13 protein-coding genes are annotated in these 13608 nt (G+C 69.3%); 9 read left to right on the top strand and 4 right to left on the bottom strand.

Annotation, left to right across the window (positions count from 1 at the left end; translation table 11 throughout):
- Positions 1-45: 45 nt before the first annotated feature.
- The gene (locus ACIA5D_RS23895) at positions 46-1140 is read right to left on the bottom strand and encodes a PLP-dependent aminotransferase family protein (protein ID WP_396032373.1); all 1095 of its coding nucleotides are present in this window, start codon (positions 1138-1140) and stop codon (positions 46-48) included.
- 124 nt (positions 1141-1264) lie between these two features.
- On the opposite strand from ACIA5D_RS23895, the gene ACIA5D_RS23890 reads away from it, so the two are divergent.
- From ACIA5D_RS23890 to ACIA5D_RS23880, 3 genes are all read left to right on the top strand, one after another.
- Positions 1265-1996 (top strand): sugar phosphate nucleotidyltransferase, encoded by a 732-nt coding sequence (locus ACIA5D_RS23890; RefSeq protein WP_396032372.1) that lies wholly within the window; start codon positions 1265-1267, stop codon positions 1994-1996.
- Complete coding sequence (locus tag ACIA5D_RS23885; protein WP_396032371.1) at positions 1984-3045, top strand: iron-containing alcohol dehydrogenase family protein; 1062 nt, start codon at positions 1984-1986, stop codon at positions 3043-3045. Before ACIA5D_RS23890 ends, ACIA5D_RS23885 begins: the two co-directional genes overlap by 13 nt.
- Before the next feature lie 127 nt (positions 3046-3172).
- Complete coding sequence (locus tag ACIA5D_RS23880) at positions 3173-3841, top strand: CDP-alcohol phosphatidyltransferase family protein (RefSeq protein WP_396032370.1); 669 nt, start codon at positions 3173-3175, stop codon at positions 3839-3841.
- Here ACIA5D_RS23880 and ACIA5D_RS23875 read toward each other — a convergent pair whose 3' ends face one another.
- Positions 3842-5380, bottom strand: coding sequence for an arylsulfotransferase family protein (locus ACIA5D_RS23875; RefSeq protein ID WP_396032369.1), 1539 nt, complete (start codon positions 5378-5380; stop codon positions 3842-3844).
- Positions 5381-5410: 30 nt separating this feature from the next.
- Positions 5411-6586 (bottom strand): glycosyltransferase family 4 protein, encoded by a 1176-nt coding sequence (locus ACIA5D_RS23870; protein ID WP_396032368.1) that lies wholly within the window; start codon positions 6584-6586, stop codon positions 5411-5413.
- 25 nt (positions 6587-6611) lie between these two features.
- On the opposite strand from ACIA5D_RS23870, the gene ACIA5D_RS23865 reads away from it, so the two are divergent.
- From ACIA5D_RS23865 to ACIA5D_RS23845, 5 genes are all read left to right on the top strand, one after another.
- Positions 6612-7472, top strand: a complete 861-nt coding sequence (locus tag ACIA5D_RS23865; protein WP_396032367.1) for an Fpg/Nei family DNA glycosylase — start codon at positions 6612-6614, stop codon at positions 7470-7472.
- A gap of 225 nt (positions 7473-7697) precedes the next feature.
- The gene (locus ACIA5D_RS23860) at positions 7698-9287 is read left to right on the top strand and encodes a sugar transferase (RefSeq protein ID WP_396032366.1); all 1590 of its coding nucleotides are present in this window, start codon (positions 7698-7700) and stop codon (positions 9285-9287) included.
- A gap of 82 nt (positions 9288-9369) precedes the next feature.
- On the top strand, positions 9370-10563 hold the full coding sequence (locus tag ACIA5D_RS23855) for a sensor histidine kinase (RefSeq protein WP_396032365.1): 1194 nt from the start codon (positions 9370-9372) through the stop codon (positions 10561-10563).
- Positions 10560-11303, top strand: coding sequence for a LytR/AlgR family response regulator transcription factor (locus tag ACIA5D_RS23850; protein ID WP_396032364.1), 744 nt, complete (start codon positions 10560-10562; stop codon positions 11301-11303). Before ACIA5D_RS23855 ends, ACIA5D_RS23850 begins: the two co-directional genes overlap by 4 nt.
- A 40-nt stretch (positions 11304-11343) precedes the next feature.
- Positions 11344-11847 (top strand): NUDIX hydrolase, encoded by a 504-nt coding sequence (locus tag ACIA5D_RS23845; protein ID WP_396032363.1) that lies wholly within the window; start codon positions 11344-11346, stop codon positions 11845-11847.
- Between the two features lie 199 nt (positions 11848-12046).
- Here ACIA5D_RS23845 and ACIA5D_RS23840 read toward each other — a convergent pair whose 3' ends face one another.
- On the bottom strand, positions 12047-12814 hold the full coding sequence (locus tag ACIA5D_RS23840) for an Ltp family lipoprotein (protein WP_396032362.1): 768 nt from the start codon (positions 12812-12814) through the stop codon (positions 12047-12049).
- Between the two features lie 277 nt (positions 12815-13091).
- On the opposite strand from ACIA5D_RS23840, the gene ACIA5D_RS23835 reads away from it, so the two are divergent.
- Positions 13092-13391, top strand: a complete 300-nt coding sequence (locus ACIA5D_RS23835) for a hypothetical protein (RefSeq protein WP_396032361.1) — start codon at positions 13092-13094, stop codon at positions 13389-13391.
- Positions 13392-13608 lie beyond the last annotated feature (217 nt).

Raw genomic sequence — 13608 nt, 5'->3', positions numbered from 1 at the left:
GGCACCGGACGGGATCAGCAAGAACCCGTCCGGCGCGGCGAGACCCTAGGCGCGTACCTCGTCGATGGCCGCGGCCAGGCGTCGGACACCCTCGTCGATCTGGTCGACCGTGACAGCGGAGAACGCCAGGCGAACCGAGCTCTTCCCGCCGTCGAGCAGGAAGTCCGTCCCCTTGACGATAGCCACGCCCTTCTTCATCGCGGCGGGGAAGAGCTTGTCGACGTCGACGTCGTCGGGCAGGTCGACCCAGAGGAAGTAGCCGCCGTCGGGCTCGGTGAAGGTGGCGCCCGGGATGTGCTTGCGCAGCGAGTCGGCGAGCAGCGACGCGCGCTCGGCGAGCGCGGTGCTCACGGTTTGGACGGACCGCTCGATGTCGCCGGAGACGCAGAACTGGTGAACGATCGCCTCGGAGACCATGCCGGGCGAGATGTACAGGTTGGTGGCCTTCTTGGCGATCGCGTCGATCAGCGCGGCCGGGCCGACCAGGTAGCCCACGCGGACGCCGGGGCACACCGTCTTGGTGAAGCTGGAGGCGTGCACGACGACATTGTCGGAGTCCATCGAGAGCATCGACGGGAGCGCGTCGCCGCGGAACCGGATGTCGACGTACGGGTCGTCCTCGAAGATGGTGAAGCCGTACTCGACGGCGAGCGCGAGCAGAGCGCGCCGCTTCTCGGCGGAGAGCGTGATGCCGGCCGGGTTCTGGTAGTTCGGAATGATGTGGGCGAGCTTGGGGCGCACACCGGACTCGAGCAGCCCGCGCAGCTCGTCGACGTCGATGCCGTCCTCGCGCAGCGTCACCTGGTGCACCTTGGCGCCCAGGTTCTGCAGGCTCAGCAGCGTACGGTCGTAGGTGGGCTTCTCGACGATCACGGTGTCGCCGGGCTGCACGAGGTGGTTGAAGAGAAACGCGTCGGCTTGGAGCGACCCGTTCGTCACGATGACCTGGTCGGCCGAGACGCCGTGCTTCTTCGCGATCCACGCGCGCAACGGGACATAACCGACGGACGTGCCGTAAGCGGTGATGCCGGCGGGGTCGGCGTCGAAGGCGCGTGCGGCGGCGGCCTTCAGGCCCTCGACGTCGATGATGTCCAGCGACGGAGCGCCACGGGCGAAGGAGATCAGCTGCTCAGCGGTCATGCCCCACAGCTTACGAGCCGCCTCCAGAGGATTTTCCGGAGGCTGTGGTGAGGCTCGATTTCACACCGACGGCTATCCTCGCGGGGCCACACATGCATGCAACCTCGTTAGGAGAGTCATCCCCATGATCGGACTCGTACTCGCCGCCGGCGCCGGGCGCCGGCTGCGTCCATACACGGACACGCTGCCCAAGGCGCTCGTCCCGGTGGACGGCGACACCACGATCATGGATATCTCTCTGCGCAACCTCGCCGAGGCCGGACTCACGGACGTGACGATCGTGGTGGGCTACTGCGCCGGCGCGGTCGAGGAGCGCGTGTCCGCGTTCCAGGAAAAGTACGGCGTCAAGATCAGCCTCGTCCACAACGACAAGGCCGAGGAGTGGAACAACGCCTACTCCCTCTGGCTCGCCCGTGACCACTTCGCGCAGGGCGCGTTGATGGTCAATGGCGACACCGTGCATCCCGTGAGCGTCGAGCACACCCTCCTCGCCGATCGTGGTCCGAGCATCCTGCTCGCCATCGACAATCTGAAGAAGCTGGCTGACGAGGAGATGAAGACCATCTTCAACGCAGATGGACAGCTCACCAAAATTACGAAGCTGATGGACCCGGCCGACGCCTTCGGCGAGTACATCGGCGCCAACATCATCGAGCCGTCGACCGCCGGAAAGCTGGCCGACGCCCTCAAGGCGACCTGGGAACGCGACCCGAACCTCTACTACGAGGACGGCTTCCAGGAGTTCGCGAACCGCGGCGGCGACGTCCGCGCGTCGACGATCGGCGAGGTCAGCTGGGTCGAGGTCGACAACCACGAAGACCTGGCGAAGGCGCGGGAGATCGCATGCCGCTACTAGCCCGCAGCATTCAGACGCCCCTGCACATCGAGGTACGCCGCGGCGCGATCGCCGACCTCGGCCAGGTCCTGGCCGACGGCCGCATCTCCGCCGGTGGCGACGTCGCGGTCGTGGTCGGGCCGGGCCTGGGTGAACGGGTGGTGAACCTGATCCGCCCGACGCTCGGCTCGGCCGACGTCTACACCACCTCCGGCGGCACCCTCGACGCCGCGCTCGAGCTCTCCGCGAAGCTGCGCGCCCGCAACTACGACGCCGTCATCGGCATCGGCGGCGGCACGACCATCGACACCGCGAAGTACGCGGCCAACCGCTGGGGCATGCCGATGATCTCGGTGGCCACCAGCCTCGCCAACGACGGCATCGCCTCCCCGGTCGCGAGCCTGATCAACGACGGGATCAAGGGCTCGTACGGCGTCCACATCCCGTTCGGCGTGATCGTCGACCTCGACTTCGTCGAGAACGGGCCCGACCGGGTCAACCGCGGCGGCATCGGCGACGTGATCAGCAACATCAGCGCGCTCGCCGACTGGGAGCTCGCCCGCGAGGTGCGCGGCGAGCCGGTCGACGGCCTGGCCGCGTCGCTGGCCCGGATGGGCGCCGAGGCGATGCTGACCATGCCGGGCGACATGAACGACGACGCGTTCGTCACCGTGCTCGCCGAGTCGCTGATCTCCAGCGGCCTCGCCATGGCGGTCTGCGGCAGCAGCCGCCCGGCCAGCGGCGGCTGCCACGAGATCATGCACGCCATCGACTCGCTCTTCCCGGGCACCGGCTCGCACGGCGAGCTGGCCGGCCTCGGCGCGCTGTTCTGCACCTTCCTGCGCGGCGACAAGCGGCGGTTGGGCCAGATGGCCGACTGCCTCGCCCGGCACCAGCTGCCTCGCCTCCCCGAGGACGTGGGCCTGACCGGCGACCAGTTCGTCGAGGCCGTGTCGTTCGCGCCGCGCACGCGACCCGACCGCTACACGATCCTGGAGCACCTCGCCATGACGCCCGACGAGATCAGCGGAAAGCTGGCCGAGTATGCCGAAGCCATCGCCCACCGCTGACTCCGGCCACGGCCAGGCAAAACCCGCGCCCGCGCCGGGTGGTGGGCCGGGACCGTCCGCGTCCGGCGGCCCCGAGGGAGGTTCCGCTCACTTTGCGAGTACGCCGAAAGCAGCCGACTATTACGCGGTGAATCGCGGGGGCGGACTGTTCAGCGAGGCGCTCAGCCAGCGGATCGGCGCCCGGATCGCGGTCGGCGCCCACCAGCGCGGTCTGGCGCCCACGGTGCTGACCGTGGTCAACCTCGGCCTGGGCTGCCTCGTCTCGTTCGTGGTGATCGCCGCGGCCGGCCCGGTGGCCGCCGGCGACATCTGGGCCTGGCCGATCGGCCTGCTCGCGCTGATCGGCTGGCAGTTGGCGTACGCGTTCGACTGCTCCGACGGTCAGCTGGCCCGCGTCACCCACCGGACCAGCCTGGCCGGCGGCCGGCTCGACGTGCTCTGCGATGTCGCCGTGCAGATCTCCCTGGTGTCGGCGCTGGCCGCCACCGCGAAGGCTCAGGTGCCCGACACGCCCGCCTGGCTGCTGGCCGCGTTCGCCGGCACCTGGATGGTCAACCTGGTCACCTCGGTGATGCAGGGCGGCGAGCAGGCCGCCAGCATGGTGACCAGCCGATCGCTGCCGGTCCGGCTGGTCAAGCTGGTCCGCGACTACGGCGCGGTGATCGCCCTGGCCGGCCTGGTCCTGACGATCGCCCCACAGTGGACCGTCTGGTTCGTCGGATTGTTCACGCTGGTCAACGCCGCCTTCCTGGCCGCCAGCGTGGTGTTCTCGGCCCGGCAGGCCCTGCGCGGCTGATTAGACACGCACTGGGATGGCTGACGAGGCTCCCAAGAGGTTGCCCCTTGCGTCCAGGGCCTCGACTACCACGTACTCGGGGGTGCCCTGGATCGTGAGGCGGGTCTCGAAGCCGGTGCGGTCGCCCTCGAGCGCGTCGGTCAGGGCGCCCGGCTGGGCGCCCGAGCGGGCCCGCCACTTGCCGACCTTGGTGGTGCCGTTCCAGCTCGCGCTGACGATGACGTTGCCGTTCTCGACGTGCAGGCCGAGCGCCGGCTGGTCGAGCGGGTTGCCGGCCCAATCGACCTTGTAGGCCCGGTACGACTGGTTGTCGAGCGGCAGGTTTCCGGCGAGCCGGACGGTGCCGTCGGCGTTGTGCTCGGTGAAGTACGGCATCTGGCCCCAGCCGATGAACGAGCCGCCGTCGGCCAGCTCGCGGAAGCTGCCCTGTGTCGGCGCCGAGAGCTTGTCGGGGTGCAGGTATTCCGCCACGAACGTTGCCGTGCGGGCCGCCTCGTCCAGCTTCATCACCAGGCCGCGCGAGTAGTCGCGGATCTTGGTGACCCCGGCGCCGTTGTCGAAGACGCTGTAGGTGCCGTCGCGCCGCTGCCGGAAGTCGTGCTGCCAGGCGAACTTGGACTTCTCGTCGATCGTGAAGTCGGACTTCTTGCCCCCGAGGCGCCACATGACCTCGCCCGACGTTTTATTGATCTTGTACGTCGTCCAGGTGTGCCGCGACGAGATGATGACGTTGCCGTCGGCGGCGAGTCCCACCGAGTTCGCGTGGAAGTAGTCGTACGGCAGGTGGGCCGAGTCGCCCTGCGGCAGCGGCGCGTAGGACTCGTCCAGCCCGACGTGATCGCTCGCCTTCCACTGGAACAGCAGCTTGCCGGTCGTGACGTCGATCTCCTGAATGACGCCGTCGTGCAGCACGCCGTCCTTGGGCCCGCCCAGCGCGGTCAGGTCGTACGGCACCGGGTCGTACACCCAGAACAGCGCGGAATTTCTCGGCGTGATCACGAAGTCGTGCTGGTCGGCCTGCTCGGAGCCGGCCGCGCGCACCCGGGTGATCTCCCGGTACGACTGGTCGGCGATCACGAACTCGCCCTGGCCGACGCCCTGCCCGCCGGTGCCCCCGATGGTGCCTTCCCACCAGGTCAGGACCGGCTGGTTGCGGTAGCGCTGCACCTTGAGATCGATCGCCACGGTGGCCGGCTCGGGCACCTTCCGGAACCAGATCGGCGAGCCCTTCTCGTCGACCATGAGCGGTCCCCACAAGCCGGTGCCGGAGGCCGGGCTGAGGCAGATGAAGCCGCCGACCGTCCCGTTCGCGGCGGTCGTGATCGTGACATCCGGCAGCGTGCGCAGGTCGGGGCGGGAGCGGTACTTGGGCGGGCCGGCCTGTGCGGCCTCGGTCGCGCCGGTGGTCTTGTCGGTCTTGTCGGATCCGTCGTCGTGACCCAGGGCGTAGCCGAGCCCGCCGCCGGCCACACCGACCAGGGCGGCGCCACCCACGCCGAGCAGCAGATTCCTTCGGGAGACGCGGGAAGTTTCCGTCACGGGCCCAGCTTTCCCTTCCACGGCCAAGATCTATCTCGGCGTATGATCAAAGTTTGCTGTGATTTCTCGGTAAATGCCGAGGAGCCGAGCGGTGAGCACATCGGGATGGAAATCGCGTAGGTAGCGATTTCGGGCAGGCTTGGCGCGCTCGGCGGCCTCGTCGCGGGCGATCGGGAGGGCCGCGGCCAGCGCCGCCGGCTCGGGCTCGACGAGCCAGCCCGCCTCGTCGCCGACCAGGTACGGGATGCCGCCCACCGCGGTGCCCAGCACCGGCCGGCCGTTCGCCATCGCCTCGAGGATCACCGTGGGCAGCACGTCGTTCCAGGTCGGGGGGGCGATCACGACGGCCGAGGCACGCCGCTCGGCGTTCATCTGCTCGCGGTCGAGCACGCCGAGGTAGGTGACGTCGGTGCGCTCGGCCGCGGCCCGCTCGGCCAGCGGCCGCAGTTCGCCGTCCCCGGCGATGCGCAGTGGGCCCAGCGTGCCGTCCGGGTGCCGCCGCCACGCGTCCAGCAGCAGCGCCAGACCCTTCTCGGGCGACAGGCGGGCGCCGTACAGAAAACCCTCACCCAAGGCCGAGGGCTCGCCCGGATCGGGAAGACCGTTGGGTTTGACCACGATCCGCTCGTCGGGGATGCCGTAGTCGCGCAGGTGCGTGGCGATGCGGTCGGTGAGCGCGATGAACCGGTCGACCGAGCGCCAGGTGGGCCGGTGCACGGCCAGCGTGGTGGCCATCAGCGCGCTCTGCGCCGCCGAGCCGCGGTAGCAGCGGTGCTTGACCGCCGGCCAGCCCAGCAGCTTGCCGCGGCAGTCCTGGCAGTTGTGCCCGTCCCGGAAGTACAGCCCCGACGAGCAGACCTGGCGGTAGTTGTGCACCGTCTGGACCACTGGGACGCCGTGCGCGTGCGCCGTGCGGATCACCCAGGGCGACAGCAGCGGGTAGGGGTTGTGCAGGTGCAGCACGTCTGGCCGTTCCGCGGCCAGCAGCGCGGACAGGTCCTGCTGCGCGGCACGGCCGTAGATCGGCGACAAGGGCAGAAGAACTTTCTGTACGGCGGGCAGGTCGCCGATCGAGTCGGAGCTGCGCTGGAACGGCAGCACCTCGACACCGGCCGCGCGGAGCTGCGCGATCTCGGTGTCCACGATGACGTTCTCGCCGGAGGGGATGGCTTCTCGGTACCGGTTGTGCGCGACGACCACCTTCACGGCAGGAAACGCTACCTTTGAGGGCGTGCCCGAACTCCCCGAGGTCGAGGCGCTCGCGGCCTATCTGCGTGAGCGCGCGGTCGGCCACACCGTGCAGCGGCTCGAGGTCTCCTCGTTCAGCGCGCTGAAGACGTACGATCCGCCCGCCTCCGCCGTCGCCGGGATGACGGTCCGCGACGCAGGCCGGCATGGAAAGTTCCTGGATATTGGCCTCGGCGACGACTTGCACCTGGTCGTCCACCTCGCCCGGGCCGGCTGGCTGCACTACCGCGACGCGTTCAAGTCGCCGGCGCCGCTCAAGCCGGGCAGCGGGCCGATCGCGCTGCGACTGAGGCTCGACGACGGCTCCGGCTTCGACCTGACCGAGGCGGGCACCCAGAAGTCGCTGGCGGCCTACCTGGTGCGCGACCCGGCCGAGGTGCCCGGCGTGTCGCGGCTCGGCCCCGACGCGCTGGCCGTGTCCGAGGAGGAGTTCGCCGAGCGTATTCGCTCCCGCAACGGCCAGATCAAGGGTGTGATCGTCGATCAGGAGGTGCTCGCCGGCATCGGCAACGCCTACTCCGACGAGATCCTGCACGTGGCCAAGATGTCGCCCTTCGCGCTCACCGGGAAGATCACCGAGGAGCAGATGCACGCTCTGTACACGGCGATGCGCGAGGTGGAGACCGACGCGGTGGCCCGCTCGGTGGGGCAGAAGGCGGCCGAGCTCAAGGGCGAGAAGCGGGCCGGAATGCGGGTGCACGCGCGCACCGGCTTGCCGTGTCCAGTCTGCGGCGACACGGTGCGTGAGGTGTCGTTCGCCGACAAGAGCCTCCAGTACTGCGCCACCTGCCAGACAGGCGGCAAACCCCTGGCAGACCGCCGTCTCTCCAAGCTGATTCGATAGTTGAAGTGTGCCTTCAGCCGATTTATGGGTGGCGGGCGGGGCGGTCGGATGGATTACCCAGCGTGTCCGAGCAACTCGGAGCGGTATAGCCCCCGCGACGTACGCTCGCTTACCCGGTTTCCATCGGTATAGTGGCCCGGTCCCAGGCAACCCTCGCGGTGCGGCCGGGCAACGGCCGGGGTGGCCGAGACCCGAAGGATCGTGGCGGTGCGTAATCTTTTCCGGATGCGGGAGGACGTAGGCGACGTGACAACAAGCCTGCATCGCCCGGTTACCGACAGCAGCCGGAGCAAACCCGTGCCGTACGACAGCTTCGAGTGGCAGCAGGAACAGCCGCCGAGCAATGGCGTACCCCGATCAGCGTGGAACCGGACCCACAAGCGCCTGTCGCGCTGGCACCGGCCGTACACGATGGTCTTGGTCTTTCTGGATTTGATCTCCGTCTTGTCGGCGAGCTATCTCGCGGCGACCGTTCTCGAGAAGGCGAAGACCGGTTTCCGCAACCGCGACTGGATCTTCCTGCACGACGCCCAGCTGTTCTACTTCTTCGCCTACGTGGTGCTGCCGCTCGGCTGGCTGATCATGCTCTGGGCCAACGGCACCTACGACCGGCGCTACCTGGGCCTGGGCAGCGAGGAGTTCAAGCGCATCGTGCGCTGCTCGGTCACGGTCGTGGCCTGCGTGTCGCTGCTCGCGTTCGCCACCAAGACCCAGCTCTCCCGTGGCACGGTCGCCCTGGTCTCGGTGAGCGCGGTGCTGTTCCTGCTGCTCGGCCGGGTGCTGGCCCGCCAGGTGTTGCACTTCGCGCGCCGCCGCACCGGCCACGGCGCACATCGGATGATCCTGGTCGGCACGCTGCCCGAGGCGCTCGAGGTCTACACCGCGGTCACCCGCAGCCCGGCCGCCGGGCTCATCCCCGTGGCCATCCACCTCACCGACGGCTTCGCGGCCGCCCGCGGCATCGAGACGCCGGTACCGGTCTACGCGTCCCGTGACGTGATGTCGCTCGTGCGCGAGGTGGGCGGCGACACGATCGCGGTCTGCGGCTCGGCCAGCGCCGAGCCGGGCGAGCTGCGCCGCCTCGCCTGGCAGCTCGAGGGCACCGGCGTCGACCTGGTGGTGGCGCCGCAGCTGACCGACATCGCCGGCCCTCGGGTGCACATCCGCCCGATCGAGGGCCTGCCGCTGCTGCACGTCGAGGAGCCGACCCTCTCGGGCCCCGGCTGGCTCGCGAAGAACCTTCTCGACCGGGTGGCCGCCGGCCTCGGCCTGCTGCTGCTCAGCCCGTTCCTGCTGTTCATCGCGCTCGGCATCCGGATCTCCGACCGCGGCCCGGTCTTCTACCGGCAGGCCCGGGTCGGCCACGAGGGCCGCACGTTCCGGGTGTGGAAGTTCCGCACCATGTACGTGGACGCCGAGGAGCGCAAGGCGACGCTGGAGGAGCTCAACGAGTCCGACGGCATGATGTTCAAGATGAAGCAGGATCCCCGGATCTTCTCGTTCGGCGCCAAGCTGCGCGCCACCTCGATGGACGAGCTGCCTCAGCTGATCAACGTGCTCAAGGGCGAGATGTCGCTGGTCGGGCCGCGCCCGCTGCCCGCCGAAGACGGCGACTACCTCGGCGACGTTCGGCGGCGCCTGCTCGTCCGGCCCGGCATGACCGGGCTCTGGCAGGTCTCGGGCCGCTCGGATCTCTCCTGGGACGAGGCCGTACGCCTGGACCTGTACTACGTCGACAACTGGTCCCTGACGTATGACCTCGGCATTCTCTGGCGCACGATCTGGGTCGTGCTCAAGCGCAAGGGTGCTTATTGATACGGGCAGTTGCTGCGCCACTCCTGGACCGCCGTCCAATTGTTACTGCCCGGTAATCCAGGTTGCCCCCTACCATCTGCGCATGGCCGGACAGGTGGGCAGCGTCCTAGCGGTCATCGCGGTGCTCGCCGGTCTGGCCGCCGCGGTGGTCGCCGTCGTCCGGCTGCGCGCGCGCCGGGGCATCGCCACCGCCATGCAGCGGGCCACCTACGACGTCCTGCACACCGCCGCCCTCGCCGCCGAGCCGCTGCGCGGCGGGCTGACCACGGCCACCGCCGGCAAGGCCATCCGGCACCTGCGCGCGCTCGTCGGCGCGGTCGGCCTGACCATCGACGACGGCGAGCGGTGCCTCGCCTTCGACGGGCGCGGCAGCCACCACAATGACCAGTTCACGGCCGCCTCCCGGCGTGCGCTCACCACCCACCGCTCGGTCGTGCTCACCGCCGCCGACCTGCCCTGCGACCGCGTCGACTGCGTCGTGCGCGGCGCGGTCGTGGCGCCGCTGGCCGGTCCCGACGGCCGGGCCACCGCGGCACTGGTCGCGGTCGCCGACGACCAGCCCGTCCCCGGCCTCGTGCAGGCCACCGCCGAGGCCGCCCGCTGGGCCGGGTCGCAGATCGCGCTGGCCGAGCTCGACTCGTCCCGGGAAAGGCTGGCCCGCGCCGAGGTGCGCGCCCTGCGGGCCCAGATCAGCCCGCATTTCATCTACAACGCGCTCACCGCGATTGCCTCGTTCGTGCGCACCGACCCCGAGCGGGCCCGCGAGCTGATCCTCGAGTTCGCCGAGTTCACCCGCTACTCGTTCCGGGCGCACGGCGAGTACACGACGCTTGCCGAGGAGCTGCGCTCGATCGACCGCTACCTGACCATCGAGCGGGCCCGCTTCGGCGACCGCCTACAGGTACGCCTGCAGATCGCGCCCGAGGTGCTGCCGGTGGGGCTGCCCTTTCTGTGCCTCCAGCCGCTCGTCGAGAACGCCGTACGCCACGGACTGTCCCGCAAGCCGGGCGTCGGTATGGTGAGCATCGAAGCGCGCGACGCGGGCGCCGAATGCCACATCACCGTCGAGGACGACGGCGTCGGCATGGACCCGGCGGTCTTCGCGCCCGGCCGGCCGGAAACCGACGACGGCCAGCACGTCGGGCTCACCAACGTGGACGAGCGCCTGCGGTCGGTCTTCGGCGATCGCTTCGGGCTGGTGGTGGAAACCGCGCCCGGCGCGGGTACGAAGGTGAGCATGCGGGTGCCGAAATTCCATCCGGGGGTACGAGCGTGAGCCTGGTTGTCCTGGCGGTGGACGACGAGCCACCCGCGCTCGACGAACTCGCCTATCTGCTGAACGCGGACGGGCGGGTCGCCCACGTGCACCGCGCCGGCGACGCCACCGAGGCGCTGCGCGTGCTGCGCGACACCGAGGTGGACGCGGTGTTCCTCGACATCCGCATGCCGGGTCTCGACGGGATGGAACTGGCCCGCATCCTGCGGCGGTTCGCCCGCCCGCCGGCGATCGTCTTCGTGACCGCGTACGACGACGGCGCGGTCGACGCGTTCGACCTCGGCGTCACCGACTACGTGCGCAAGCCGGTGCGGGCCGAGCGGCTGGGGGAGTCGCTGCGCCGGGTGGCGGGATCGCGGCTGGTTCCGACGCCGGCCCCGTCGGTGCCGGTGGACGAGCCGGCGATCCCGGTCGAGCTGGCGGGGACCACGCGAATGCTGCCGCGCTCGTCGGTGCGATGGGTGGAGGCGCAGGGGGACTATGCCCGGCTGCATACCTCGGACGCCTCGCACCTTGTGCGGGTCTCGCTGGCGACGCTGGCCGAGCGATGGGCGGATGCCGGGTTTGTCCGCATCCACCGGTCCTATCTGGTGCAGATCCGGCTGATCGCCGAGCTACGCCTGACCGGGTCGGGCTACGTGGTGGCGGTCGACGGCGTCGAGCTCCCGGTGAGCCGGCGGCACACGCGCGAGCTGAAGGACAAGCTGATCAGGGCCGCCAAACACGACTGGACCCGCTGAAGCTCGGCCGTACCCGCTGATCCTCGTGGAGGAGTCTGCCGTGTCGCTGAACCTTCGAACCTCCGTCCGCGCGATCCTCCTCGACGAGGATGACCACGTCCTACTATGCCGATTCGTTTTCCCCCACCCGGCGGTCCCGAACGGAGAACAGGCCGTCTGGGCTGCTCCAGGTGGGGGCATAGAACCAGGTGAGGACGGGCTGTCCGCGCTGCGCCGTGAGCTGCGAGAGGAGACCGGCTTGGTCATCGCCATCGATCCGCCGCACGTCTGGCATCAGGTAGTCGTCGCCGCAGATCATGCGCCCGGCTTCGACGGCATCGTCAACGACTACTTCCTCATCCGCGCCACCCACTTCGAGCCTCGAGGCGAGTTCACCGACGACCAACTCGCCGCTGAGCACCTCGTCGCCTTTCGATGGTGGCAGCTCTCTGAGATCACCATTTACACCGGACCTGACTTGTTCTCGCCCCGTGACCTTGCCACACCGCTGACCGACTTGCTCACGTCCGGGATACCCTCCGACCCGGTCACACTTGGCCTATGAAGATCAGTGGCCCGCTGAAATCTGTGTGATCACTGGCGGATATCGGCGCTGCACCCGATCAGCGAACCTCATCCTTACCGGTCCTGCTCGCTCGTCGCGGCCCAAAGCGTGCGGTGACCGGCGGCTGGGCGAGCTTGCCACGGCCCGCGGAACCGCTTCGTTGCCTTGTCGATGAGTCTCACTCGACTTCATGGGTGAGTCAGAGACCCGCCTTGTTGACTCCGTAGACGGCCTGCGAGTGGGTGAAGCCCTCGCCGGCCTTCGACTCGAGCTGCTGGATCAGGCCCTTGCGGGAGAAGCCCGACATTTCGAGGTAGCTTTTCGCCGACTTGTAGGCCTGCTCATTGAAGTTGATGTGCAGGGAGTCCACCGCGTAGGTCGCTGCCTTCAGCGAGTAACCCTCGCCTGCATCCGAGGACAGCTGTCTGATCAGGCCCTGGCGGGAGAACGCGCTGAACTCGAGGTAGCTCTGGGCCGACCGGATGGCGTTCTCCTCCTCCGCCGAAACCGGCCTGGTGGTGGGGGCCTTGGTGGTGTGCTTGACGACCGGGGGAGCCGCCTTTGTGGTGGGCGCGACGGTCGGGGGCTCCGTTGTCGGGTCCACTGTCGGCTCGGTGGTGGGCTCGGTGGTCGGGTCAGCAGCCGTGACCGCGGCGGCGGGGGCGGTGGCCGCGGCGTTGACGGGGCTCGGGGCTGCTGAGCCCAACGCTGCGATCACGATGACGTTGATGATGAGGGCTACGACACCGAGCCCCAGGCCGATGGCGGCCTTGGCCTTGCCCGCGATCTTGGCCAGGGCGATGGCGCTGAGGGCGATGGCCACCATGCCGAGGAGCAGGCCGAGGACCGGCACCCAGGAGAACACGAGGGCGGCGATACTGATGCCGAGCGACCAGAGCGGCAGTGGACTCTTGGCCGACTGCGGCGCGTAGGGCGGGACCGGAGCGTAGTACGGAGACTGAGACATATCGGGTGAGACCTCTCGGTGGGAGGTTCGCAGCCCACCAGCTGCGCTTCCGCGAGCTTTCGCGTGGTGCGGACGCTATGTGTCACCTGCGTCGATCCGACAGCAGCGATCCGGCCAGATTGACGGACCCGGATCTGGACACACGGCCCCAAACGTCCGAGCGAGCACCGTCCGATGGCGGGGTGCATTCCGACGTTGATGCGGTGGCGAGAGATCGATAGCCCTGATTTGCCGCTGCTGGGCGGTTGACTTCGGATCGGCGCGAAGCCTAGGTTCCGTGCCCTACATCGTGTACGCCTCCGGCCTGAAGTGGCTCGGTGGTTGCCTGCCCCTCACGATCGGGATCCAGCGGTCCACCGACAACGCCACGCGGCAGTCGGCCCTGGTCTACGAAGTGTTCGCCGATGGCGTCCGGCTCGGCTCGATCGCCGACAACGGCGCGAACTCGGCCGTGTGGAGCACGGCCCTGCATTTCACCCGGCCGGGCCCGCAGACCGTCACGGCCCGAGCGGTCGACGCCGCCGGCAACCGGTCCGCGCCGAGCAACGCCGACGTCGTCACCGCCTACGGGTGCTAGCGTCCGCGGGCTCGGTTGACGCGGGCGCCCCGCACCGGCCGCACTCGAGGGTGCGGATTTCTCGGCTCGGGCAGGCGGCCCCACCCCGGCCGATCGGGCTGGCCAATGGTCAGCGCCCCGGCGGCCAGCAAGGCCATGCCGTGGGCGCGAAGATGCATCTTCACGTCAAGATCTCCCCGTAGATATTGAACGACGGGCGACGCTACCGGATCTCCGG

The sequence above is a fragment of the Actinoplanes sp. NPDC051513 genome (assembly GCF_044454685.1).
GTDB lineage: Bacteria > Actinomycetota > Actinomycetes > Mycobacteriales > Micromonosporaceae > Actinoplanes.
This window is presented reverse-complemented; position numbering and strand designations above follow the sequence as displayed.